Origin of the sequence: Desulfotignum phosphitoxidans DSM 13687 (assembly GCF_000350545.1) — a bacterium.
Classification (GTDB): domain Bacteria; phylum Desulfobacterota; class Desulfobacteria; order Desulfobacterales; family Desulfobacteraceae; genus Desulfotignum; species Desulfotignum phosphitoxidans.
This window is the reverse complement of the sequence record NZ_APJX01000003.1, coordinates 259,945-285,179: the sequence shown is the minus strand read 5'-3', so window position 1 is coordinate 285,179 and position 25,235 is coordinate 259,945. Positions and strand designations below refer to the sequence as shown.

Here is a 25,235-nt window from a genome sequence, read left to right as displayed (position 1 = left end):
AAGCTGTGGGCTTCCCTACAGACTATTCTTTAAGATATTTTACCAGGTCAAGATACCAATTAAATTCTTTTTCAGGCATCAAGTTAATGATAGAACCAATCCGTTTTAAGGCTTTATAATGATTTCCGGCTTCCAGCTTACCCAAATATTTTATGAAATTTTCTCGGGGTATCACCCTTCTATTTGTAAGCCCCATAACAAAAATCATATAGAACCATGCTTTTAATGGGGTTCTTGTCCTATGAAAAATGGTGTCGGTCATCAAGGAATGCTGAAACTGACACTGCCGACATTCATAAAGTTTTTTCGATGCATTATAGTAATTTTTGTTATGGCCACACTTACTGCATTTAAATCCCTCGGGCCATTTCCATTCCTCCAACCTTTTTTTACAAACATCTTCAGTCGGAAATCTTTTTTCAAATTCTTCTAAATCAGAGCGATGCTTCCTTAGGAACCTTTGTTCTTGGTCTGGCTTATAATATTGAAGTTCTTTCATTAGACTCACCTGTATAATATTTCAGATGTCGAATTTTCGGATCAAAGGCTCAAATACAATTTCATGTTTTCGGAAAAAAGGCAACGCTTTTGATTTTTCGGAATAACTGCAACATTAAAATTTTCGGTACAAATTAATATGTGAATAATATTTTTCGGAATTAAAGAAACAAATTTCCCTTAAAAACACCGTTCTTTACCTTCAGATCGCAGTTCAATTTTATTCGTTTATGTGTGCGTGGCAAAAACCCATTTTCATTATCAAAGACTCAGTTTAGCAAGTGAGATTTTTATATGGCACGCAATAACACGGAATGGGAAATTTCAATTAATTTTGTACCTTTTGAATCGACTGAAATTCGAGACAAGAGTTACGAACTTTGGGCCAATTCATTTAACCATTTTCAAAAAAGGACCTCACCCAAAATTGGATCACCCAAAAATCAAATACCCAAAAAGAGGATATATCAGAAAAAGACGATGTGTTTAAAAAAACAAAGTAATAGACAGGAGGTTTATTATGAAGAAGAGAAAAAAGAACAACGATGAAACAAAAAAAATTAAATCAAAAATCAAAGAGTGCGAAAAAAAAATCAGAGACTATTATAAAAAGCATGAAAAATTTTCATCCACTATGACAACGTATGCCTGGCGTTTGGGTAAAAAATTAAATAAATTAAAAACACTGAATAAAAAAATTGGGGGAAAATGGGAACCTTATCGACAAAAAAAATTCCCTTACATAAGTGCAAAGAAAGCCCAACGTTATATGAGGCTTGCTCAGCACATAGATTTAAAAAAATTTCCAATATTATCATTAATACCAATCTGTGAATTAGAATCGTTTATTCTGTTGTGTAAAGAGAAAAGATTTTCCATCAAAAAGGAACTAAAAATTTTCAGTCAAATGCCGGAATTCGAAAAAGTCATAGATGATGAAAATCTAATCAAAGATTGTAAAAAAATTTTCAAAGAAATCATGGATCTGCACAGGAAAAGTTCACCTGATTGGTCAAGCATAGTTGCACCAAACTTAGATTATCAATCGGAAATAAATGAAAATAGAGGAATTAAGCAAAAAATTAAACGCATGCAGCAAAAATCGTTAAAAAAAGAAGGCAAAATTCATTCTGGAGAGTTGATCATTTCGACAAATCGTGCTGCCAAAAAGCTTGTGAAAAATTTTGATCTCATTTTGAACAAAAAATACAAAATTGTTAAATCAAATGATTTTGGTGATTTAGATTACGAAACAATCAAAAATCTTTTTGCACATTTAAAACAACTCAAGGCTTTGCATAAAACGGAATTTGCGCGGAATCATGATATGCCGGGTGAAGACGACGTTTGAAAAAACCGTCAAATTTGTCGTTTTTTTGTGGAGTGGGGTGCCTTCGTTCGGTAGGTGTCCCACCCCCCTCATAATTCAAATGAATAATATCGTTTAACCAATAAAGTCAAATTTTATCTGCTGCAATATTTTTATAATAGGAGAATTAATATGAGCAAAATTGAATGGACTGGAGATACATGGAATCCAGTCACTGGCTGTACCAAACTAAGCCCCGGCTGTGATAACTGTTATGCGGAAAGAATGGCAAACCGATTAAAAACCATGGAAAAGCAACAAAGGTACAGAAATGGCTTTGAAGTGACCTGCCACCCTGACCTGTTAAACATACCATTAAAATGGAAGAAACCTAAAACAGTATTTGTTTGTTCTATGGGTGACCTTTTCCACAAAAATGTACCTGTGTCGTATATTAAATCAGTTTTTACCATTATGAACAAAGCCCATTGGCACACTTTTCAGGTTTTAACCAAAAGGTCAAAACGACTGCACAAACTCAAGGATCGCCTTAAATGGACTGACAACATCTGGGTTGGTGTATCTGTTGAAAACAATAATCTCATTAAGAGAATTGACAGATTGAGAGAAGTCCCGGCCAATATCAAATTTCTTTCAATTGAACCACTATTAGGGCCAATGCGGAAAATGGACCTATCCGGCATTGATTGGGTTATCGTTGGTGGCGAGTCCGGCCCCGGTGCCAGACCGATCGAAGAGAAATGGGTGATAAATATTAAAAATCAGTGTGTAAAGAATGGTATCCCTTTCTTCTTTAAACAATGGGGTGGCACAAACAAGAAAAAAACAGGACGTCTATTGCGGGGGAAGGTATGGGACCAAATGCCGGAGATAAATGACTCTTTACGGTTGTTTGGGTAAATCAGTCCAAGTATCCCGGTTGTTAAATTGAATGAAGCCCAAGCAATACCATAACAAATGAAAAGTCCAAAATTTGGATATGTCCAAATTTTGGACTTTTTAACTTTAAATAGATCGACGAATATTGTTCCACACTATCAATGCAGTCAACTACGTATTTAAAAATACTATCGCTTGACCGAGCAGGTTTGCATGGCGTACCATCTTTCCAACTTTCCTTGTGGATTAACATCTTAATGAGATTAAAAATATGATTCGCTATGAGTATTCTAAAAATGGAGAGAGACGTCTAATCTCAAGAGTGTTGAGAAATATCCATAAAATCAAGGCACATATTCATACCGGGAAATTTTCCTCAGATTATTCTTTCAATGAAGTGCGTAAAGCTCTCGGTAATTTTAAAATTACCGATAATAATTATAACAAAAATTATGAGCGTGCCGCCATACGCAACACCAAGAAGCAACTTTTTAAATTATTTTTCAACAACCAGAAGCCTGGGGTGCCAAAAACTTATCTGGAAATTTATGGAAAAACTTTATGTCACAGTACCGTGAAAGATTTATATCAAAAATTACCGCATTTACGGGTTTCACAGCTTGAATATACAATTGATTTGTTTTGTAATAATCATGAAGAGGTGGCATATTTGTTTTATATCTTGAGAAGACATCTGTTTTTCCCTTATGCTAAATCGACTTCAATGTCCGGAGGCAGGTATTCTTTGTTGGACCTTAATAGATCAACCAATGCGGTATTTGAAATAAATTATAAAAGTCGTATTTGGGCAGCTAAAGTGTATGAACGAGGGCCTGATGGGCCAAACAATCAAACAGCCGTGAAAAGGAGAAAACGTTGGAAACATTTAGATTGTGATCGTGTTCGAATTGAAATCACAGCTAAAAGAAAAAAGTTGAAAACCAAAAATACAGCAACCATAGAGGAGTTATTCAATAGCCCAAAGTTCACAAAAATGTTAGGATTTCAAAATAGCCAGAGAAGCCATTTTAATTTTAAATGTTTTAAAAGCCATAAGGATTTACCCAAATTTTACGAAGAGTATTCAACAACAGATGCCAATGGCAATTATGAATGTTTTCAAGAAGAATATTTTAATGCTAAAAATACATTTATAACCAACTCCTCTCGACTTATTGAAGAAAACACGGAATTAAATTCTCTTAAAAAAAGGATAGTTAAATCGGTTGAATCTTTTGATAAAACATGGATACAAAAAACAAAAAGATTGGAATTAATTGACGTCAACCGTGATGATATATAATATATATAATATATACATTATCATCATCATAATCACTCAAACTCTATATTTATAGGTTTTTCAGAGCATTTATAGCCATTAACTCAACATATTGGCTGAATTATTTTATGTCAACCACTATAGCCCCCCAAACTTATAGCCAGTTATATCTTTAGTATGCCCTGAACCGTCTTCTCTACAGAAGGAAAAAGATTACCCCTGAATTATCATTACGCCTGGTCCGCTAAGTTAACAGCCACTATTAATAGTTCTTTAAGGTCCTACGGCTTGGGAGAGAACCACCGCTCTAAAGATAGAAACCTTGCCATTTAAACTAAATCGTATAGACTTTAAGCTGCTGATGAGACCGAATATCTACACTGCACGAAACTTTACCTGAGAACACCGGGAAAAAGCCCATCAACTAGGTGATACCCCCCGTTGGACTCGATACTTGATGAAAAGGACACGTAAAGTGGGGTTTTCAAAGGTTAAAGCGCATGATTGAGCGCCCCCTTGTTACTATAGTTAATATCAGAGTTTCTCTGCCTAACCCTTCAAACCATACAATCAAGTGTGAGCACCCTATCTTCACTCCCATATGTGAAAGCCGACCCACGCATCAACCCAAACCCCACATCTAAGGCACTGCGGATCACTGATCACACAAAGCACGGCACCTCTCTACCAAACAGCCCTGTAGACTGATCCGCTCTCCGCCGTACCGAAATACCACACAGCAGATACTACATCATATGCGCCCATAGTTGTGATTGAAAAAGAGGTGAGTTTTCCTCAAAACGCCCATTTAACAGGGCTGAGAGCTCTATCAATTTGGTAAAACACCGTAGTGCTGCTTTTACCATTTACTATAAACTTTGAAATGCGGTTAATCTTCATCTTAAACTACCGCCATCGATCCTTTTCTTGTATACGGGAAAACCAATCCCTGAGTGGAAAAGTTGAGGTCTTCCCAAACACATTGATTTGACAATGGAAGGACTTGCCTTATTGGGGACCACAAACCCCGTTTGTGTGGTGATCAAAAAAGCCTTACCGGATATAATGGGAACACAGCGGGATAATCACCATACACAAATTCGGACAACTGAGACTGACCTTGCCACAAACTGGCAAAAATTTGGGGAATGTACCCAGACTTTACGGATATAGAGGCAAACGCTGACGTCCCAGGGCCAGTTGATATTCAGTTTTTCTGTTGCTCATAGGCCGGTTATTCCAAAGAAAGTGCTATTGCAGGCCTTATTTCGTCAGACAGTTCATTGGGAGCAGTCCTGGTTTGGTTGGTTTGTCAATCAGGCCCTCAAATCCGATTCCTGGAAAAAACCTTGGCGGGAAAAGAGTTCAAGCCCTGAAACTCATTGGATAATGATTTTATGGAAAATGACAGATATTGCACCTGCATTTACGATTGAACGGCAGCGGTCATAACCCTGTAAATCTAATCATACTTACAGACGTCCACCCATTTTTTAAAATTTGAATACTTTTCCAGCTCGTCTATGGTCAAACGTATAGAAGAGTTGCTGTCACCGGCAGCCGGGATGACTTCTGTATGCTTTTTCAATGACACATCCAGGTAAACATCAATTGGGTTCTTCAATCCAAAAGGGCAAACGCCACCAACTGCATGCCCTGTGTACTCAAGGGCTTCATCTTTATTGAGCATTTTGGCTTTCTTTGAGAACTGCCCCTTGTACTTTTTATTATCAACCTTTGCCTTGCCAGCAACGACAATTAGGATGGGTTTCTCGTCAATTTTGAACGACAGTGTTTTTCCTATCTGATCAGGATCGACGCCGTGAGCCTTGGCAGCCTCTTCAACTGTGGCGGTAGAATGTTCCAAAACCATAACACGGTGGTCCATATTGAATTCTACAAAATATTTCTTAACGGCTTCCAATGACATTTTCTGACCTTTAATTTTCAATCCTTATGGTGTCCGTAACATGCGTCACTGAAGATATAATAGAATCGTGGAGGTCATACAAGGATAAAAAGGCCAACCCCACCTCCAGGATAAAACATTGCCAATATCCTTTTGTTCCTAAAAAAAACGTTACCCTCCATGAATTTTCACATGAGAAGTGGTAGTGACCATTTCATAAAGACCCTCAAGCATATTAAACAGCAGCAGGTTTGAATGCAGTGTTTGGCTGCGCTCAATGAATTTAAAACAACTGACTTGGGAACAACCTGTCTTTTTAATCTGAAGTTGGTTTCATGATGCCCGTTGTCGATACTACATTACTTCTTGATACGCTATATTGCACAATGATTGTTGAGTTCTGAAGAAATCCATGATATCGGAATAATTGTTGAGTATTCATGCAGTCAAGAATTGTTGCAAAATTCGAAACAGTTAGCCAGACCAAATAGTGAGCACTGGAAAATCAAATCATGGGTCCATAATTTTATCTTCAAACACCAGAATTATACCATGATTGTTGGGTTTCGGTTTATTAATTTTCGGATGTGGGATTGTTTTATGATAATTCGTTTATAAACTTTGGCCTATTAGTCAATCCATCTACCTTTTCCCATAAAGAGTGTCTTTATATCACCGTTTACCCTGAAACTCATAATTAGGAGATAAGGAGCAAGAAACATTATTCCGCCGAAAAGGCCTAAAATTCCCAAAGAAAACCCAGCGGCAGAAAAGTTATGCCGCCATGTGAGCCATAAACCGGATAGAATCAAAAAGCACATAAAATCAAAATTGAACTGCCCTGGCCATGTCATTGCAGCAATATCTCCAAAGAAAATTGGTAGCAGATTCCAACCATGATTCGAGATAACAATACCTGTGTAGGCAAGGACTCCCACAATAAAAACAACCATCAACAATCTAAATGCATTCATTTTAAGCTCCCCTTTTAAAATTATTTGAATTTTAGTTTAGAATATATTAACCTTGAACAGGTAAATAAGTCTATTACCTCTGAGGTAAAAAAATGCAATTTTTGAAAATAAGTAATGAAAAAAATCCATCTATTGGTGAAGTGTTACGTTTCTGGCGAAAGTTGAAAAGGATCAGTCAGATGGATCTGGCTCTCGACGTCGGAGTGTCCACCAAACATTTAAGCTTTGTAGAAACGGGAAGATCAAAGCCCAGCCACAACCTTGTTTTAAAAATCGCCCAAGCACTAAAACTACCACTCAGGCATCGTAATTCATTTTTAAAAGCCGCCGGATATGCCGCTATGTTCAGCGAGGAGCCATTCAATGGACAAAAACTTGAAATTGTCAGGCATGCCTTAAAACGTATGCTGGAAAAGCATGAGCCTTATCCAGCATTTGTGATCAACTCCGCCTATAAGATTCTCATGGCGAATTCCGGCTATGTGAAGATGATCGAATTCCTTGCGGGGAAACAAGTTCTAACAAAATACGACAATATATATCATCTGACATTCGCAGAAGACGGTTTGAGACCGTATATAAAAGATTGGCCTGGAATAAAACAGTTTATGCTAAACCGCCTGTTAGATGAAGCTGTTTCGACTCAAAACGCTGAACTATCCACATTATATGAAGAGATAAAAGAACTGGACAAAGACAGTTCGTTAATGGATTTTCAAGTTGACGACAACCTGCCGATACTGAGTTTGACCTTTGAAAAAGATGCCATGCAGGCAAGTTTTTTCACCACAATTACAACACTGGGCAGTCCGATTGACCTAACCACCCAGGAACTTCGTATTGAGTCTCTTTTCCCGGTGGATAAAAACACCACCGAATTGTTTCCTTTAGAAATCTCTTAAGACCTTTTTTGGGGGTTATATTTGCCTCCCTAAAACAGGGAGTACTTTGTCTATTATTGCTGCCCAGATCTGATTTTCAAAAAGTATGAACTGGCAGATGTAATGTGGGGTAGAGGCGGAGTTGCTGATAATTATCCGAAAGGAGAGTATTCACGGCTCTGAAAAATCAAGAATACCGATATAATCATTCATTTTGTTACACGCTCTTTGAAATAACCGGGCCAAAGAAAAACTTCAGCCCGGCCATAAATGGAATCAACCATGCAGGTTGTCAATCCACCGCATGGCTTCAGCATCACTGATTTTGCCCAGATACCGCTGGGTCGTTGATAAATTCGAATGGCGTAGCAGTACCTTTGACACAATTTCCAGGGGTGTGCCTGAGCGTGATGCATAAGTGGCTGCATGCCGGCGCAAATCATGAGGCCTGACATGAATATCGACAAGGTTGCCGGCCTTTTTGACAATCAGCCTGGCAGCTGCATATGTCAGCGGAAAAATTCTGGCATCGGGGTTAATCCCCTTTTCTCGAATATAAGTTCGGAGCCGGTCTGCAACTTTTTGAGGCAGAAATACAACTTCAGCCTCTTTGCCGCTTTTGGGATCTCGAATGATGGCCTTACGGTCATCAATATCCATGGGTCTTAGCTTCAGGACTTCCCCGACACGCATACCGCTTCTGGCCATAAGTTCCAACATCAGCCGGTTCCGTTGATTGCTGGTTCTGAAAATGATCTCATCCACCGCATCTTTTTCGAGTATCTTGAATTGGGTGAATTTTCCGGCCCTGAAAAGTTTGCGCAGTGCAGGATTGTCACATGGATTTGTGATTTTAGGATCAAGGGAATTTTTGACAAAATTAAAAAAAGCAGATATGAGGGTGAAACGGAGTTTTTTGGTGTTCTGGCTGTTGCCATCTGTAACCGTTGACATGAAAGCAAGAATGTCTTCGGATGAGATGGCGGAAAGATTTAAGTCACCAAAATGTTTTAGGAAACTGCCGAGGATGAACTCATAATTGCGCAACGTATTTTTTTTTCACGTTCATACGCTGGTAATTGAAAAAGTGGGTGGTGCAATGGGTGATCTTCATGACGGACCTCCTTTTATTGTATTTTGTGAAAAGGACCTGACGTGCATGTCAAATCAGCAAACTAAATTTAAGGATACCAAAAATACTGAATAAAATAAAACGAATGGAAACAGATTTCTGGAAGTTGCAAGATGGTTGACTGTTGTCAGGCCCAAATATGGTAAGGACCCCCTATGTCAAGATAGATGCCGCCTCAATTGAAAATTAAAATGGGGCATTGAGGAGACTGTCATGGGATATTCTATCCAAATTAAGGAGAATGTGTTACAAAGGCGGGAGCTTGAAGTTTTATACCATGATTGTGGGGTTTGATTTGCTTTATTTATTGTGGATTATTGTTTTTTTGCTTGTGTTTGTGTAATCTAGTCAGTATCCACAAAAAAATGAGTGTCGATGGTATCCGACGATGTATCCTTGGTGAAAAAATCTGACCTCAATGATAACCATCTGTATAGTTAATTTTCTATGTTTTTTCAGTGATGTCCGGTTAGGTTTTTGCATAAGTCCGCAACCAAATTTTTTCCCATAAAAGTCATTTTTTAGTTGACAAATCAAAAAAATATTTTTTCGCTCCTTGAAATTATTATTTACTATAATTTCAAGGAGTTACAAATTGATCAAAATTTCGACCCCAAAACAAAAAATTACGTCCTCGACCTTTGACATTTTCATTGCCCCGCTGTTAAGATTGTTGCCGCTTGTCCCGTTATTATCCTCAAGAGGAGACCGCCCGTTAAAAATGAATTTTGAACAACAATTAAGAGCCCTGGTATACTTTCACCTTCAGGAACATGATTCTGCCCGACATCTTCTTCAGGACATGAAAGAAAATGATTTTGCGAGACAGAATATTGCACCGGAGGGGGGTATTAGCAGAAGCAGTTTTTCAGAAATCATAAACGGGCGCGGTCTTGAACAATTGCAATTCATGTTTGAAAACCTCTATAAACAGGCTGCAAACGCAATTCCAATGCAATTTCAAAAATTGGGAGAATTAATATCCATCGATGGAAGCCTGATCAGTGCCGTTCTTTCAATGTACTGGGCCGATTACAGGAAAGGGTCCAAAAAGGCAAAAGCACACTGTGGCTTTGACATCAACCGTGGCATCCCCAGCAAAATTTTCCTGACCGATGGTAATGGTGGAGAACGTCCCTTTGTAAGCAAGATCCTATCAAAAGGCCAAACCGGTGTTATGGACAGGGGATATCAATCTCATCATGATTTTGATCTGCTTCAAAAAGAGGGTAAACACTTTGTCTGCCGTATCAAAACCAAAACAACGAGAACCGTTCTTAAAGAAAATGCAGTGGAAGCTGGAAGTCATGTTTTTTATGATTCCGTAGTTCTTCTCGGGACTCCCGGTCAAAATCAAACTACCAAACCGGTCCGGGTTGTAGGGTACCAGATAGCCGGAATCAATTATTACGTAGCTACCGATAGACATGACCTGACAGCAGATCAGATAGCCACTGTGTACAAGCTCAGATGGACGATTGAATCATTTTTCAAATGGTGGAAAAAGCATTTGAAGGTGTATCACCTGATTGCCAGAAGCAAGTATGGCCTCATGGTTCAGATACTTGGTGGCTTGATCACCTACCTGCTGATGGCAATCTATTGTCGTGAACAATTCAATGAAGAGGTTTCCATCAAAAGAGTTCGTGAGCTTCGGACCATCATTTTGAATGAACTATTCAATAGCCAGGATGAAATCGATAAAATCGAGAACCAAATTTTCAAAGAACAATACAAACCATCACTTGCAAAAACCTAACCGGACATCACTGATATTTTTCAGCAAAATGCTGGGCCAATACCGACACATCCCCTTTTCGTTCCCGTAAAGGCGGCACTTTGATCGGAATGACATTCAAGCGGAAAAACAGATCTTCCCTGAACCGCCCTTCCACCACCTCTGTATCCAGTTCTTTGTTGGTAGCGGAAATGATCCGCACATCCACGGTGATTTCAGTGGTACCGCCCACCGGTGTAAACGAGGTGTCCTGGACCGCCCGCAGGAGCTTGACCTGGAGCAGCGGCGACAGTTCACCGATTTCATCCAGAAAAATCGTGCCCTGGTCCGCGACTTCAAACAGCCCTTTTTTGTCCACCACGGCGCCGGTGAACGCGCCCCGGACATGGCCGAAGAATTCACTTTCCATGAGTGTGTCCGGAATCCCCCCGCAGTTCACCACCACAAACGGCTTGTCTTTTCGATCCGAGTGTTCGTGAATGGCCCGGGCAATCAATTCCTTGCCTGTACCGCTTTCACCGGTGATCAGCACATTGGTCTTGGTGGCACTGATTTGATGAATCTGCTTGTAAATGCCGGCCATACCCGAACTGTTGCCGATGATCCGGTCAAAATGAAGATAATCCTGAATCTCTGATTCCCGGTGCTTTTTTTCCTGCTCCAGGGTTTGTAGATCCAGGGCCCGGGCGATGGTCTGGCGCAGTTCCTTGTTGTCAAACGGTTTGGGAACGAAATCATAAGCCCCTTCATTCATGGCCGTCACCGCAATTTCCGTGGTGGAATATGCGGAAATCATGATGACCACGGTGTCGGGATGCTGCTGTTTGACCTGTTTGAGTACTTCCAGGCCGGTGATGTCCCCTAAACGGATATCCACCAGCACCAGATCATAGGTATGATTGCGGATCAGATCCAGGGCCCGGTTCCCGTTTTCAGCCGTGGTCACACAATAATTTTCCCGGGACAGCAGCAGCTCCAGAAATTCCCGCATACTGGTGTCATCGTCCACCACCAGCAATCTGAACTGGTCGCGTTTCGCTTCAGTCATGCCCATAACCCGAAAACAAAATTGCCGTCCACCATGGTGGCCGCCGCCCTTCCCTGAACCGTCATGCCGGCAAACGGGGTGTTGCGGCTTTTGGATACAAACCGGGAAGGGTCGATCACCCCTTTTTCTTTAAGATCGATCAAGGACAGATCCGCCGGGTTTCCAGGCGTGATGTCATTGTTGATTCCCAGGATTTTGGCCGGATTTTTCGCCATTTTCAAAATCAGATTTTCCAGAGTCAGGTGGTTGTTTTGAACCAGTTTCAAAGACAACGGCAATGAGGTCTCAAGCCCCACAATCCCGAATGCGGCACGGTCGAACTCCAGATCTTTTTCCTCTTTGCTGTGGGGCGCATGGTCCGAGGCAATGACATCGATGGTACCGTCTGCCAGACCCTGGATTACCGCCTGACGGTCTTTTTCCGATCTGAGCGGTGGATTCATCTTGAAACAGGCATCATACCCTTTGACATCTGCATCGGTCAAAGTGAAATAATGGGGCGCGGTTTCACAGGTCACCCGGATACCCTGGTGCTTGGCTTTTCGGATCAGATCAATGGATTCTTCGCAGCTGATGTGACAGAAATGCACATGGGCCCCGGTAAGCCGGGACAAAAGAATGTCCCTGGCCACCATCACGGCTTCCGCAGCATTGGGAATACCGGGAATGCCCTGGAACGTGGCGGGCGGACCTTCATTCATGGCACCGCCGTTCACAAGAGACAGGTCTTCGGCATGAACAAACACCGGTATGGACAGTCCGCGACAATATTCCAGGGCCCGGCGCATGATCTGGGCGTTTTCCACGGGACGGCCGTCATCAGACACGGCTTTGATGCCTGCCTGCTGCATGTCTTGAATTTCTGACAGCTGGGTGCCGGCAGACCCTTTTGTGACAGCACCCACCGGATACACCCGGGCCCCTTTGGCGGCTTTGGCTTTTCCAAGAATAAACGCGGTCACCTGACTGTTGTCATTCACAGGCCGGGTGTTGGGCATGGCGCACACAGCGGTGAATCCGCCCCGGGCCGCGGCTGCAGCACCCGTGGCAATGGTTTCCTTGTATTCATGGCCCGGTTCCCGCAGATGCACATGAATATCCATGAGCCCGGGCACCAGCACCAGTCCTGTGGCATCAATCACTTTAAAATCGGTTCCATTTTCGGGCATAACATCTGCCGGGTCCAGGACCGCCTCAATGGTCTGTCCGTTGATGAGAATGGATTTGTATCCATCCACATTCCCGGGATCCAGGACCCGGGCGCCTTTAATCAGTGTCCGCATGTCTGCTTCCTCCCGCCACCAGATAATAAAGGGCCATACGCAGGGCCACGCCGTTGGTCACCTGATCCAGAATCATGGAATATTTTCCATCCGCCACATCACTGCTGATTTCCACGCCCCGGTTCATGGGGCCGGGATGCATGATGGTCACATCCTTATGGGCCAGGGCCACCCGTTGGGAGTTGAGCCCGAAACGGCCGGCATATTCGCGCTCGGACGGAAACAGCACATCGGTCATTCGTTCTTTTTGAATCCGGAGCATCATGATTACGTCCGCATCGGCCACGCACGCTTCCATACTGGATGCCACCGTGCAGCCCAAGGCTTCGATCCCCGCCGGAATCATGGTCTGCGGCGCACACACCGAAACCCGGGCCCCCATTTTGGAAAACCCGATAATATCGGACCGGGCCACCCGGGAATGGGCAATATCCCCGATCATGGCCAGTTTCAGTCCTTTGATACATCCTTTTTTTTCCCGGACGCTCATCATATCCAGCAACGCCTGGGACGGATGGGCATGAATCCCGTCTCCGGCATTGATCACCGAGCAGTTCACCCGGTTGGCCACCAGGTAAGCAGCCCCGGAAGAGGCATGACGCATCACGATCACATCCGGTTTCATGGCCTCCAGATTTTTGACCGTGTCCATCAAGGTTTCCCCCTTGGCCATGGAAGAACCGGATTTGGCAATGGCCACGGAATCGGCGGACAGGCGTTTGGCGGCAATTTCAAAAGACAGTTTGGTCCGGGTGGAGGGTTCCTGAAAAAACAACACAATGGTCTTGCCCCGCAGGGTGGGCACTTTTTTCACCGGCCGCTGGGATATCTCCTTCATGCCCATGGCCGTGTCCAGGATCAGGGTGATCTCCGCCGGATCCAGGGAGTGGATATCCAGAATATCCTTTTTTGTGAATCGCATAATACATCCTTCAATCAGTCAATCATATCAGCAGATCCCCGATCCGATGCCACCGGACACCGAATTCCTCCCGGTCCCAGGACCAGTAGATCATAAAGGCCTTTCCCTTGACGGCCGACAGGTCTACAAATCCCCAGAACCGGCTGTCATGACTGTTGTCCCGGTTATCCCCCATGACAAACAGCTTGTTTTCCGGCACCTGCACGGGTGACATGTTATCCACATGAGTCGGCAGTCGGGAATACATGGCATAAGGCTCATCAGTCACCGGATCTCCGTTCACATATAATTGTTTGTCAACAATGGACACGGTGTCTCCGGCCACGGCCACCACCCGCTTGATGAAATCTTTGGATGGATCTTCCGGATATTTGAATACCACAATATCTCCGGGCTGGGGATCTTTAAAAGGAATCAGGACCTGACCGTCGGTAAAAGGAATCTTGACCCCGTAAATAAACTTGTTCACCAGGATCTGGTCCCCGATCTGAAGCGTTTCCAGCATGGAACCGGAAGGAATTTTAAAGGCCTGAACAAGAAACGTGCGGATAAACAGAGCGATCACAACGGCAATGAGAATGGCTTCGATATTCTCCCGCCAGGCGTTTTTCTTTTTTTTCATTTGGATTTGAACCTCTATGGCTGCCCGAACAGATGCTGGGGCTGCCCTAAAAGGAATTTGGACTGCTGTATGGCAGATTTGAGAAGATGGGCGACCTTTCTGGCTTTGACCATGCTGGACAAAGGGTGCGTGGACACAGGCTGGCCCTTGACCATAATGGTGCCGCTTTTGAGTTCCGCATAGCTTACCTGACCATAAGACCGGGCAACGCCTTCGGGATAATCATATCCATAGTCCACAATCTGAGTAAAGATCTCCTCATCGGAAACCGCCGTGAATTTCAAAATTTCCTCATTGAGAATGGGAATGGGAACACCCAGTCCCACGGACAAAGAACAGCCATACCCCCGGATACTCTGGCCCTTCAACCAGTCAGAAGACATCTCCTTGAGATCTCCCATGACCATTAATGTCCCGGCCGGTCCCAGGGGCACACCGTTCAATCCTCGGTCCACTGCGGACCTGTGCTGGGTGCCGGTCCAGGTGACATATCCCTGGGCCCCGCCCAGAAAAATCCGGGTGCCCAGGCCGATGGTTTTCAGATACGGATCGTTGAACAAAGGGCTCAACGCACCGGATGTGGAATAATTGGCATTGCCCGTGCCGGGCTTCAAGGTGCCCATATAGGTATATTTGGTGCGATCCGACCGATTGATGGCGCAATTGTAATTCTGGTAGGCGTTTCTGGGGTTTACCAGCATGGCATTGGGCAGTTCCTTCAGGGTCATGACCTTTTCGATGCGCCGGTTGGGATAACAGTCCGTGCCATAGGATTCCGCCCGGATTTCAACGGATTTGCCCGCCACCAGATCCTGGATCACATGGCCTCCACCGTAATTGAAATCTCCGGGGTGACGCTTGTTCAACGGATCATCATCACAGGTCTGGGTGGCTCCCAGATAGCAGTCCACCGCCGCAATCCCCGAATAGGCCGGCACATTGTTAAACCAGGTTTTGGTGGTGCGGATCACCGGTTTCGACTGTCCGATATTGATGAACGCACCGGAAGAACACATGGGTGCAAAAGTGCCGGTGGTGACCACATCCACCTGCCGGGCCGCTTCCACAATGCCGTTGTCTTTGGCTATGTCGATAATTTCTTCGGCAGTGACCACCACCGCCTCTCCCCGGGCAATTTTCCGGTTGATCTGGTCATATGTTTTGTTGATTTTAAAATCGCTCATTATTTTCCTTCGCCAACCGCCTTGATTTTGGCGGTGATATTATTTTCGATCCAATTTTGATCCCACCATTCCAGGGGATTGACAAACACATTGTGCACAATCATGGAAAAATGCAGATGATCGCCGGCAGCCAGTCCGGTCATGCCGGTGTTGCCGATGATATCCCCTTTTTTGACCTTGTCTTCCACAGATACGACCATGTTGCTCAGATGAGAATACAGGCTGGCCAGGCCGAACCCATGGTCAATGATCACGGTATTGCCGAAAATCCCCACCGGTCCCGCCATGATGATTCGGCCTGAATTGGCCGCTTTCACCGGTGCCAGGGCCGTGGATGCCAGATCGATGCCCATGTGGCGGGACTGACCGATCTCATTTCCATTGTAGGTGTAGGTGCGCCGGTCTCCGAATCCGGCCCGGGTGGCCCCGGACATGCGCTCGAATTTTCCGTCCCACAGCATCTGCGGTTCGGTATCTGCGGGCATGGACAGCACTTTTTTTACGTTGGCATTTCGAAGTTCCGAGTTCACCACTTTGAATTTTTCCAGAAGCGGATGATCGGCTTTTTCAAACTGAGCTTCCCGGTCTCCGAGATGAAAATCAGGCATGGTCAGCCCTAAAAACGAATCGGAAATCTTGAGTACATCCGATTTAAACCCGCGATCCCGGATATAATGATAAAATCCTTTGCGGGTCGTATTTCCCGCTGCATCTTCGGCCGTGACCCAGATCCGGGTGCCAGGCCCCTGGGTGTGATCCAGCGCAAAAAACGCTGTATGGATATCGGTTTGATCAAACATTCCGGAATGACCCGGAAAAAAACGGTCCCCCACCATAACACCGCTTTTCACATCAGATTCAAACAACTTGTAGATCACCAGGCCGGTACCGCCCCGTTCCACATTGTGCTGACGGCTCAACACCTCGATCCGGGGAGGAAGGGTGTCAATGAAGACCGATATGTTTTTTTCCGCGATATTGCCCCGGTTCCACCCCCGCCAAGATAGATCCGACACCTGAATATGAAGCGTGGCCTTTCCATCACTCAATCCATGCCGATTGGCTTCCACAGGGATATCAAGCCGGTCTTCCTTCCGGATTTCCCCGGAAAAAGGGGAAAAAACAGAACCGGCCGGATATGTTTTTTCCATTAGGGTTTTTTCGATTTCCTGTTGAACCAGACGGACCTGAACCTCTCTGAGTCCGGTTTTCATATCTTTAATATCCAGAGACAATGTCAGCTTGTCTTTGAGATACAGCGACGGCAGATCCACTTCCAATTCAGGGGACGTGCCTTCAAATCGATATGTCAGCACCCATGCCAGGGGCACCAGAATCACAACACAAATCACCAGGAAAAAAATTTTTTTCATCAAAAATATCCATCTTTTCAATTGGTTATCATTATCCAATGCGAAACGCCCATAAAAATACCAGCTTGGTCAAAACTTATCAAGGTATTTTACATTCTTGACTTTTCGGATCTCAGATTATAGGTTGAACATACACATTCAAAATCAGGATAAGGACTGCCCATGACCAATTTTTTTTTTGAAATGATCGACACCCCTGCTCCCTGCTTTTTTCTGGTGGCAGGCCCCTGTGTCATCGAAAATTTTGATACCACGTTTCAGATCGCCAAAACCCTGAAAACCATCACTGCGGATCTGGGCATCCCTTTTATTTTCAAAGCCTCCTTTGACAAAGCCAACCGCACATCTGTCCAGTCTTTCCGGGGCCCCGGATTCGACCAGGGACTGTCCATTCTGGCCGACATCAAATCCCGCCTGGACCTGAAAGTAATTTCAGACATTCATCTGCCGGATCAGGCGGATCCGGCAGCTCAGGTTCTGGATGTGATCCAGATCCCGGCCTTTTTATGCCGTCAGACCGATCTGATTCTGGCCGCGTGCCGTACCGGCCGCCCGGTGAGTGTTAAAAAAGGCCAGTTTCTGGCCCCCCAGGACTGCAAAAATATTCTTGACAAAGCCGCTTTTACCGGCAATCCCCATATTGCTATCACCGAGCGGGGCAGCAGTTTCGGATACAACAATCTGGTGGTGGATTTCCGGTCCATCCATATTTTAAAACAAATGGGTGTTCCCGTGATATTTGATGCCACCCACAGTGTTCAGCTTCCCGGCGGAGGCATCACGTCTTCCGCCGGAGACCGGCAGTTCATTCCCACACTGGCCAAAGCAGCAATCGCCGCAGGAGCCCATGGTCTGTTCATGGAAACCCATCCCGATCCTGCAAAAGCGTTGTGTGACGGTCCTAATTCCATGCCTCTGGCAGACATGACACCGTTACTCACGACACTTCTGGCCATAAAAAAAGCGGCAGCAACCGGATGAACGCTTTATTAAAACAGATCAAACTGCTGGTTCTGGACGTGGACGGGGTATTGACCGACGGCCGGATCATTTATACGGATTCCGGAGAACAGGTCAAAGAGTTTTTATCCCGGGACGGTCTGGGGTTGCGACTGCTCATGGACAACGGTATTCAGGTGGGTATCATCACCGGGCGCAGTTCCGGTGCCCTCACCCACCGCTGCCGAAATCTGGGTATTACCCTGGTGTTTGACGCAATTTCCAATAAGGCGGATGCCCTGGATCAAATGGCACAACAAACCGGTATCCACCCATCTGCCATGGCTTTTATGGGGGACGATCTGATCGATCTGCCCGCCATGGCCCGGGCCGGTGTCGCCATTGCCGTGGCAGACGCCGTGGACGAAGTTAAAAACCGGGCAGACATTATCACCATGGCAGTTGGGGGGCAAGGAGCAGTCAGAGAAATCTGCGATGCGATCCTAAAAGCCGCGGGCCTGTGGGAAAACGCCCTGAAACCTTTTCTGGCATGAACCGCATTGTTCTCAAAAATCCCCGTGTTCTGGCAGTATTGATTTTGTGTGTCCTGGCGGCCGGTGCCGGTGTTATTTTCTTTGTCCCTGCCATGATGAATACGCCCCAAACCGTCACAGACCTTCACATCGATTCTGAAGCCGCCTTGAAACTGGATGCCATGAAACAGATTTCAAAAAAAAACGGTATTACGGAATGGGAACTTGAAGCCGCCACCGCCACACTGGTAAAAGAAGAGAATCAGGCCATCCTGACCCGGGTTCATGTGGTGTTTTATACCAAGGACAAAGACACGGTCATTTTGACATCCGACCAGGGCATTCTGGACACTGAGACCCACGATATGGACTTTAATGGAAATGTGGTGGTGCGGCACCAGACATACACCCTGAAAACTGATAAGTTGCATTATAAAAAAAAACCACATATAATACACAGCAATACAAAGGTGTGGCTTGAAAATACCGATGCGGCCATGGAAGCTGACACAATGGAAATCCGAATCAATGACAATCAGATTATTTTACAAGGACATGTTAAAGGGATATTCAGTGAGAATTTCAACCTGCCGTAAATGCATGGCCGGAGCAATCGGGCTGTTGGTTTTCCTTTTGGTATCAATGGCTTTGGCTGAGGAAAAAACCGGATCAGAATCCGCATATTCACCTGAGAAACCGTTGCATATCACTGCGGATAAAATGGTGGCCCATCAGGATGAGTCCATGGTGGAATTCATCGGAAATGTTAACGCAACTCAGGATAACATGCTTCTTGTGGCTGAATCGGTAAAAGTTTTTTGGCATCCTTCGCAACCGGACACGGCAGACACGGCAGACACGGCAGACACCAACCGGATCAGACAGATCGTGGCCACGGACAATGTCGAATACACGGCCGGAGACAGACATGCCTTTGCTGACAAGGCGGTGTACACGACCGCTGACGAGATTCTGATCCTTACCGGCAAAAAGGCCAAACTGCTGACCGGAACCAGCTGGGTGACGGGCACAAAGATCACCTTGTTCAGAAAACAGGACCGGGTCCTGGTGGAAAGTGACGGTAAAACCCGGGTTCAAGCCCTGTTCAACCCGGAAGACAACCCTGCTGATCAATAAATGACAGAGCTTTCACTCAATAAACTGGTAAAAACCTATCACGGAAAAACAGTGGTAAATCAGGCAGATCTGACGGTCAAACCCGGTCAGGTGACCGGACTGCTTGGGCCCAACGGCGCCGGAAAAACCACCACATTCTATATGACCGTGGGCATGATCCGGCCTGACAGCGGTCATGTCTTTATCGGCGGCGAAGATATCACACACAATCCCATGTATATCCGTGCCAGAAAAGGCATCGGATATCTGCCCCAGGAAAGCTCAATTTTCAAAAAACTCACCGTGGAACAAAACATCACTGCGATCCTGGAAGTGTTGCCCGACCCTGCAGGTCCGGTTCAAACAAAAGCGGATGCGCTGATGCAGGAACTGGGCATCCAGGGCCTGGCCCGACAAAAAGCGGCTTCCCTGTCCGGAGGTGAGCGCCGGCGGCTGGAGATCGCCAGGGTTCTGGCAACCGATCCGCTGTTCATTCTTCTGGACGAACCGTTTGCCGGCATTGATCCTCTGGCGGTAATGGATATTCAGCAGATCATCGCCCAGCTGACCCGAAAAGGAATCGGCGTTCTGATCTCCGATCATAATGTCCGGGAAACCCTGGGCGTGTGTGACCATGCGTATATCATGAATCAGGGAAAAGTGATCGAATCCGGTCCCCCGGAACGGATCATCTCCAGTGCCATTGCCAAAAAAACCTATCTGGGAGATAATTTCAGGCTGTAACATGGAACTTGGCTTACAACAGAACCTCACATTGACCCAGCAGCTGGTGATGACCCCCCAGTTGCAGCAGGCCATCAAACTGCTGCAGCTGTCCCGTGTCGAACTGGCGGAAATGATCCAGCAGGAAATGGAACAGAATCCGGCCCTGGAGGAACAGGCCCTGGACGAGACTGTCGACCGGGCCTTGGCGGATCCGGGAGCGGATGCGCCTGAATCCGACAGAGACACACCGGTCAAGGAAATCACCATTGATGAAAAAGTGCAGCCGGATACGGACTGGGAAAATTATATCAATGAATACAATTCCACCGGTCGGGCTTATACAGAGACCGAACATACCGAAGCACCCAATTTCGAGGCGTTCACTTCCGAAAAAACCACGTTGGAAGCCCATTTGAAATGGCAGCTGATGCTCCGGGGCTTGGACAAGGCGGATGAACAGATCGGTCACATGATCATTGACAATCTTAACCCGGACGGATATCTGTGCGCGGAAACGGCTGAAATCGCCCAGGCAGCCGAAGTGGAAACGGAACGGGTGGAAAAAATTTTATCCGTGCTGCAGACACTGGACCCACCGGGGGTTTGTGCCAGAAATTTATGTGAAACCCTGCTCATACAGGTCAAACAGCTGGGGATTGAAAACCCGGTGCTCACCGAGATCATCAAACACCATCTGAAAAATCTGGAAAACCGAAACAGCCGGAAAATTGCCAAAATGTTGCGTATTTCCGTTGAAGATGTCCGGGCTGCGGTAAAAATTCTTCAATACCTGGAGCCCAAACCCGGCAGAAAATTTTCCCATGAAGAACCTGCCTATATCATTCCGGATATATACGTGTATAAAGTGGGCGATGGATTTAAAATAGTCATGAACGATGACGGATTGCCCAAACTGCGTATCAACCGGTTTTACAAAAACGCCATTGCGGAAGGGAAAAAAATTTCCAGGGAGACCAAAGCATATCTCAACGAAAAAATGCAGTCCGCATCCTGGCTGATCAAAAGTATTCACCAGCGGCAGAAAACCATTTATCTGGTTATGGAAAGCATTATCAAATTTCAGCATGAATTCTTTGAAAAAGGCATCGCTTATCTGCGTCCCCTGATCCTCAAAGATATTGCCGAAGATATTCAGATGCATGAATCCACCATCAGCCGGGTCACCACCAACAAATACGCATATACGCCCCAGGGGCTGTTCGAACTCAAATATTTTTTCAATTCATCCATCGAACGGACCGGCGGCGAATCCATGGCATCGGCCAGTGTCAAGGAACGAATCAGACTGCTGATCGAAAAAGAAGATCCTGCCGATCCGTTAAGCGATGACCGGATTGCGGGTATTCTCCAGGAATCTAACATACAGATCGCCCGAAGAACTGTTGCCAAATACCGGAAGGTGCTCAATATTCTGCCTTCCAATAAACGTAAACAACTTTAGGGAGGTGTTTTATGCAAACAACTGTGACCTTTAAAAAAATCGATCCTTCCGATCCATTAAAGTCTTACGTGAACAAAAAACTTGATAAATTCGACCGGATGCTGGACAGCCCGGCAGATGCCCATGTGGTTTTGTCGGTGGAAAAAATAAGACATATTGCGGAAATTACCCTGACCTGCGACAAACTCAATATCCATGCCAGAGAATCATCTGAAAACATGTATTCATCCATTGACATTCTCATGGATAAAGTCCGGGCACAGATCAAAAAACACAAAGAAAAAATCAAACAGCATATGTCGGGTAAAAAACAAAGCCTGCTGGACACGGCGGAATTCGACCGCAGCCCCATGCAGCAGCCCGATTTCCAGGGATTTGATGACCTGGTCATGGAGACGCTGGACACCAAACCCATGGATATCATCGATGCGGTCAACGAGTTCAACAGCGGCAGGCATACGTTTTTTGTGTTCAACAATGCCCGCACCGAACAATTGAATGTTCTTTATAAACACAACAATGGAAAGCTGGGATTGATTCAGCCCGGGGGATAATTAAAATTCACATGAAACTCAGTCAATTACTCACAAAAGAGTCTATTGTGGCGGATCTGACATCGACCACCAAAAACGGCATTATCCGGGAACTGGCCCGGGCCGTGGCGCCTGTTGCCGGGATTGCCGCCGAAGATATCGCTGCCGTTCTGATGGAAAGAGAATCATTGGGAAGTACCGGCATCGGGGGAGGGATTGCCATTCCCCACGGAAAACTCAATTCCGTCACACAGATCATTCTGGGGTTCGGGCGCAGCAAAGCCGGCGTAACCTATGATTCTCTGGACGGGAAACCGGTTCATATTTTCTTTCTGCTGTTGACTCCGGAAAATTCCACCGGCGGGCATTTAAAGGTTCTGGCCCAGATTTCCAAACTCTTGAAAATGGACCATTTCAAACAGGAGTTGATTACCGCTGAAACCATTGACGATATCCATGAATTTATTCTGGAACAGGATGAAACCTTTTAAATGAAAAACCCACCCGTATTCATCATCACCGGGTTGTCTGGTTCCGGAAAAACGACAGCCATGCAGGCGTTTGAAGATGCGTCCTTTTACTGTGTGGACAACATGCCCCTGGAGCTGGTGCCCCGATTTCTGGAGCTGCCGTTTAAACAGAACCCGGATATCAAAGGCATTGCCTTTGTCATGGACATGCGGTCCAAGACCTTTGCAACCCATTACACCGCCGGAATCCGTGCGATTGAAGATTTGGGCATTTCTCCGGAAATCATTTTTCTGGAAGCGGATGTGGACACCCTGATCAAACGGTTCAGTCAAACCCGGCGGCAGCATCCGGTCACCGGTAAAAAAAGCCTGCTGGAAAGCATTCAATCGGAAATCCATTCTCTGCGCCTGATCAAATCAACGGCCCATCACATTATCGATACCAGCCGCTTGAGCGTCCATCAGCTCAAAGCCGCCATCTTAAATCTGATCAGCCGGGGCAGTGGAAATCCCATAGAAATGAAAATCAATGTATTGTCTTTTGGGTATAAATACGGCATACCAGGGGATGCGGATCTGGTCACGGATATGCGGTTTCTGACCAATCCCTTTTTTGAACCGTTGTTGAAACATCTGGACGGCGAGTCAAAAGCCGTGCGGGAATTTGTGTTATCCAATCCGGAAACCCGGATTTTTCTGGAAAAATTCACGCAGTTGCTTGACTATCTGATCCCTTTGTATCAAAGGGAGAACAAGGCGTATTTAACCATTGCAGTCGGTTGTACCGGCGGACGACACCGAAGCGTGGTCATTGCCCGCACCATTTTTGAACACTTAAACCATAAAGCCCATCACCCCGGATTGATTCACCGGGACATTGATCGGGATATCAGGAAAATATGATTGGCATACTCGTGGTGGCCCATGCAAATCTGGGCCAGACACTCATTGACACAGTGGAATTTATTTTGGGCGGTGAACAGGAGTTCATGATGGCGGTCTCCATAGACATTCAGCAGAATCCTGAGAACTTAAGAAAAAAAATCAAACAGGGCATTGCCAAAGTCCGGACCGATAACGGGGTGATTATTCTGACAGACATGTTCGGGGGCACCCCTTCCAACCTGAGTTACTCTTTTTTAGAGGAAGGCACTGTGGAAGTCATTTCCGGTGTTAATCTTCCGATTCTTCTGAAAGCGGTGACTGCCCGGAAAAAGATGAACATGGAAAAATTAACAGGTGCGCTGGTGGACCATGGCAAAAAAAGCATATCCCTTGCCAGCGGGATACTCAAAGGCACCGGACGGAATTGACAGCCAGTATTCGGAGGGATGTTCCCGAAACAAGCGTACATAAAGCAACGCAAGTTGGATAGGAGGTCACAATGGGTATCAAGATTGGAATCAACGGATTCGGCCGCATCGGCCGACTGGTGTTCCGGGCGGCAATGACCCGTCCGGAACTGGAAATCGTGTGCATCAACGATCTGACAGACACCCGGACCACAGCGCATCTGCTGCAGTTTGATTCAGTGCACGGACAGCTGGGAAAACCGGTCATCGCACTGGAAGACAGTATTGAAGTGGACGGCAGACAGGTGAAAGTCACTGGGTTCAAAGATCCGGCCCAGATACCCTGGAAAGATCTGGGAGTGGATATTGTCATGGAGTGCACTGGTATCTTCCGGGACCGCCAGGGCGCATCCAAACATCTGGACGCCGGTGCCAAAAAAGTGATCATTTCAGCGCCTGCCACGAATCCGGACATCACCATTGTCATGGGGGTCAACCATGACATGTATGATCCGGCTTCCCACCATATCATCTCCAATGCCTCGTGTACCACCAACTGCCTGGCGCCGGTGGCCAAGGTGCTTCTGGAAAATTTCGGCATCCTGTCGGGCATGATGACCACCATCCATGCATACACCGGGGACCAGCGGATCCTGGACTTTCCCCACAAAGACCTGCGAAGGGCCAGGGCTGCCGGCCTGTCCATGATTCCCACCACCACGGGAGCAGCCAAGGCCGTGGCCCTTGTTTTGCCGGAACTTAAAGGGAAACTCAACGGGATGTCGGTGCGTGTGCCTACCCCCAATGTGTCCATGGTGGATCTGGTGGTGCTGACCCAGCAGGACAACCTGACCGCCGAAATGGTGAATCAGGCTCTGGAAACAGCGGCCTTGGGAAATCTGAAAGGAATCCTGGGATACAGTGACCTGCCTTTGGTGTCCATTGATTACAATTCCAACCCGTTGTCCTCTATTGTGGATGCCCAGTGCACGGATGTGATCAACGGCAACATGGTCAAGGTCTATGCCTGGTATGACAACGAGGCCGGGTATTCCCACCGGATGACGGATCTGGCAGAAATGATCGGAGACTCTTTTTAACAGACACGG

At 45.8% G+C, this 25,235-nt stretch carries 26 protein-coding genes; 16 read left to right on the top strand and 10 right to left on the bottom strand.

Annotated features, from left to right (window positions below; genetic code table 11):
- Nucleotides 1-22: 22 nt before the first annotated feature.
- Nucleotides 23-499: a transposase gene (locus tag DPO_RS23875; protein ID WP_006965478.1), complete on the bottom strand. Its 477-nt coding sequence runs from the start codon at nt 497-499 to the stop codon at nt 23-25.
- Between the two features lie 519 nt (nt 500-1,018).
- Between DPO_RS23875 and DPO_RS08810 the strand changes: the two genes are divergently transcribed.
- The 3 genes from DPO_RS08810 to DPO_RS08800 all read left to right on the top strand — a co-directional run bounded on the left by DPO_RS08810 (nt 1,019) and on the right by DPO_RS08800 (nt 4,010).
- On the top strand, nt 1,019-1,849 hold the full coding sequence (locus DPO_RS08810; protein WP_006965476.1) for a hypothetical protein: 831 nt from the start codon (nt 1,019-1,021) through the stop codon (nt 1,847-1,849).
- A gap of 150 nt (nt 1,850-1,999) precedes the next feature.
- A complete protein-coding gene (locus DPO_RS08805; protein WP_006965475.1) occupies nt 2,000-2,728 on the top strand; it encodes a DUF5131 family protein in 729 nt (242 codons plus the stop codon).
- A 250-nt stretch (nt 2,729-2,978) separates the two neighbouring features.
- Nucleotides 2,979-4,010: a hypothetical protein gene (locus tag DPO_RS08800; RefSeq protein WP_006965474.1), complete on the top strand. Its 1,032-nt coding sequence runs from the start codon at nt 2,979-2,981 to the stop codon at nt 4,008-4,010.
- A gap of 1,441 nt (nt 4,011-5,451) precedes the next feature.
- Here the strand turns inward: DPO_RS08800 and DPO_RS08795 are convergent.
- On the bottom strand, nt 5,452-5,919 hold the full coding sequence (locus DPO_RS08795; protein ID WP_006965473.1) for a YbaK/EbsC family protein: 468 nt from the start codon (nt 5,917-5,919) through the stop codon (nt 5,452-5,454).
- 608 nt (nt 5,920-6,527) lie between these two features.
- On the bottom strand, nt 6,528-6,872 hold the full coding sequence (locus DPO_RS08790) for a hypothetical protein (RefSeq protein WP_006965472.1): 345 nt from the start codon (nt 6,870-6,872) through the stop codon (nt 6,528-6,530).
- A gap of 92 nt (nt 6,873-6,964) precedes the next feature.
- Between DPO_RS08790 and DPO_RS08785 the strand changes: the two genes are divergently transcribed.
- Nucleotides 6,965-7,774, top strand: a complete 810-nt coding sequence (locus DPO_RS08785) for a helix-turn-helix domain-containing protein (RefSeq protein ID WP_006965471.1) — start codon at nt 6,965-6,967, stop codon at nt 7,772-7,774.
- A 255-nt stretch (nt 7,775-8,029) separates the two neighbouring features.
- Here the strand turns inward: DPO_RS08785 and DPO_RS08780 are convergent, their stop codons facing one another.
- The gene (locus tag DPO_RS08780) at nt 8,030-8,707 is read right to left on the bottom strand and encodes a tyrosine-type recombinase/integrase (protein ID WP_006965470.1); all 678 of its coding nucleotides are present in this window, start codon (nt 8,705-8,707) and stop codon (nt 8,030-8,032) included.
- Between the two features lie 773 nt (nt 8,708-9,480).
- Here DPO_RS08780 and DPO_RS08775 point away from each other — a divergent pair.
- Nucleotides 9,481-10,644: an IS4 family transposase gene (locus tag DPO_RS08775; protein WP_006965469.1), complete on the top strand. Its 1,164-nt coding sequence runs from the start codon at nt 9,481-9,483 to the stop codon at nt 10,642-10,644.
- A 7-nt stretch (nt 10,645-10,651) separates the two neighbouring features.
- On the opposite strand, the gene DPO_RS08770 is transcribed toward DPO_RS08775, so the two are convergent.
- The 6 genes from DPO_RS08770 to DPO_RS08745 are packed head-to-tail and all read right to left on the bottom strand — an operon-like array spanning nt 10,652 to nt 17,055.
- Nucleotides 10,652-11,671, bottom strand: a complete 1,020-nt coding sequence (locus DPO_RS08770) for a sigma-54-dependent transcriptional regulator (protein WP_006965468.1) — start codon at nt 11,669-11,671, stop codon at nt 10,652-10,654.
- A complete protein-coding gene (locus tag DPO_RS08765; protein ID WP_006965467.1) occupies nt 11,668-12,954 on the bottom strand; it encodes a dihydroorotase in 1,287 nt (428 codons plus the stop codon). Before DPO_RS08765 ends, DPO_RS08770 begins: the two co-directional genes overlap by 4 nt.
- On the bottom strand, nt 12,938-13,876 hold the full coding sequence (locus DPO_RS08760) for an aspartate carbamoyltransferase catalytic subunit (protein WP_006965466.1): 939 nt from the start codon (nt 13,874-13,876) through the stop codon (nt 12,938-12,940). The genes DPO_RS08765 and DPO_RS08760 overlap by 17 nt, the downstream gene beginning before the upstream one ends.
- Nucleotides 13,877-13,898: 22 nt before the next feature.
- Nucleotides 13,899-14,498 carry a signal peptidase I gene (gene lepB / locus DPO_RS08755; RefSeq protein WP_006965465.1) on the bottom strand — a complete coding sequence of 200 codons (600 nt, stop codon included), beginning with the start codon at nt 14,496-14,498 and terminating at the stop codon, nt 13,899-13,901.
- Nucleotides 14,499-14,512: 14 nt separating this feature from the next.
- Entirely contained in the window at nt 14,513-15,682 is a 1,170-nt protein-coding gene (locus tag DPO_RS08750; RefSeq protein WP_006965464.1) for a homocysteine biosynthesis protein, read from the bottom strand.
- Complete coding sequence (locus DPO_RS08745) at nt 15,682-17,055, bottom strand: M23 family metallopeptidase (RefSeq protein ID WP_006965463.1); 1,374 nt, start codon at nt 17,053-17,055, stop codon at nt 15,682-15,684. The genes DPO_RS08750 and DPO_RS08745 overlap by 1 nt, the downstream gene beginning before the upstream one ends.
- 162 nt (nt 17,056-17,217) lie before the next feature.
- Between DPO_RS08745 and kdsA the strand changes: the two genes are divergently transcribed.
- The 11 genes from kdsA (at nt 17,218) to gap (ending at nt 25,226) form a co-directional block, all read left to right on the top strand.
- Entirely contained in the window at nt 17,218-18,036 is an 819-nt protein-coding gene (kdsA, locus tag DPO_RS08740; RefSeq protein WP_006965462.1) for a 3-deoxy-8-phosphooctulonate synthase, read from the top strand.
- Nucleotides 18,033-18,548 (top strand): KdsC family phosphatase, encoded by a 516-nt coding sequence (locus tag DPO_RS08735; protein ID WP_006965461.1) that lies wholly within the window; start codon nt 18,033-18,035, stop codon nt 18,546-18,548. Before kdsA ends, DPO_RS08735 begins: the two co-directional genes overlap by 4 nt.
- On the top strand, nt 18,545-19,123 hold the full coding sequence (lptC, locus tag DPO_RS08730; RefSeq protein ID WP_006965460.1) for an LPS export ABC transporter periplasmic protein LptC: 579 nt from the start codon (nt 18,545-18,547) through the stop codon (nt 19,121-19,123). The genes DPO_RS08735 and lptC overlap by 4 nt, the downstream gene beginning before the upstream one ends.
- Nucleotides 19,101-19,664, top strand: a complete 564-nt coding sequence (locus DPO_RS08725; RefSeq protein WP_236609933.1) for an LptA/OstA family protein — start codon at nt 19,101-19,103, stop codon at nt 19,662-19,664. Before lptC ends, DPO_RS08725 begins: the two co-directional genes overlap by 23 nt.
- On the top strand, nt 19,665-20,387 hold the full coding sequence (lptB, locus tag DPO_RS08720) for an LPS export ABC transporter ATP-binding protein (protein ID WP_006965458.1): 723 nt from the start codon (nt 19,665-19,667) through the stop codon (nt 20,385-20,387).
- Between the two features lies 1 nt (nt 20,388).
- A complete protein-coding gene (gene rpoN, locus DPO_RS08715) occupies nt 20,389-21,831 on the top strand; it encodes an RNA polymerase factor sigma-54 (protein WP_006965456.1) in 1,443 nt (480 codons plus the stop codon).
- A gap of 11 nt (nt 21,832-21,842) precedes the next feature.
- Nucleotides 21,843-22,385 (top strand): ribosome hibernation-promoting factor, HPF/YfiA family, encoded by a 543-nt coding sequence (gene hpf, locus DPO_RS08710; RefSeq protein WP_006965454.1) that lies wholly within the window; start codon nt 21,843-21,845, stop codon nt 22,383-22,385.
- Nucleotides 22,386-22,396: 11 nt separating this feature from the next.
- Nucleotides 22,397-22,855: a PTS sugar transporter subunit IIA gene (locus DPO_RS08705; RefSeq protein ID WP_006965452.1), complete on the top strand. Its 459-nt coding sequence runs from the start codon at nt 22,397-22,399 to the stop codon at nt 22,853-22,855.
- Entirely contained in the window at nt 22,856-23,737 is an 882-nt protein-coding gene (gene rapZ, locus DPO_RS08700; protein ID WP_006965451.1) for an RNase adapter RapZ, read from the top strand. It begins immediately after the preceding gene.
- The gene (locus DPO_RS08695; protein WP_006965450.1) at nt 23,734-24,147 is read left to right on the top strand and encodes a PTS sugar transporter subunit IIA; all 414 of its coding nucleotides are present in this window, start codon (nt 23,734-23,736) and stop codon (nt 24,145-24,147) included. The genes rapZ and DPO_RS08695 overlap by 4 nt, the downstream gene beginning before the upstream one ends.
- Nucleotides 24,148-24,218: 71 nt before the next feature.
- Nucleotides 24,219-25,226, top strand: coding sequence for a type I glyceraldehyde-3-phosphate dehydrogenase (gene gap / locus DPO_RS08690; RefSeq protein WP_006965449.1), 1,008 nt, complete (start codon nt 24,219-24,221; stop codon nt 25,224-25,226).
- Nucleotides 25,227-25,235: the final 9 nt, after the last annotated feature.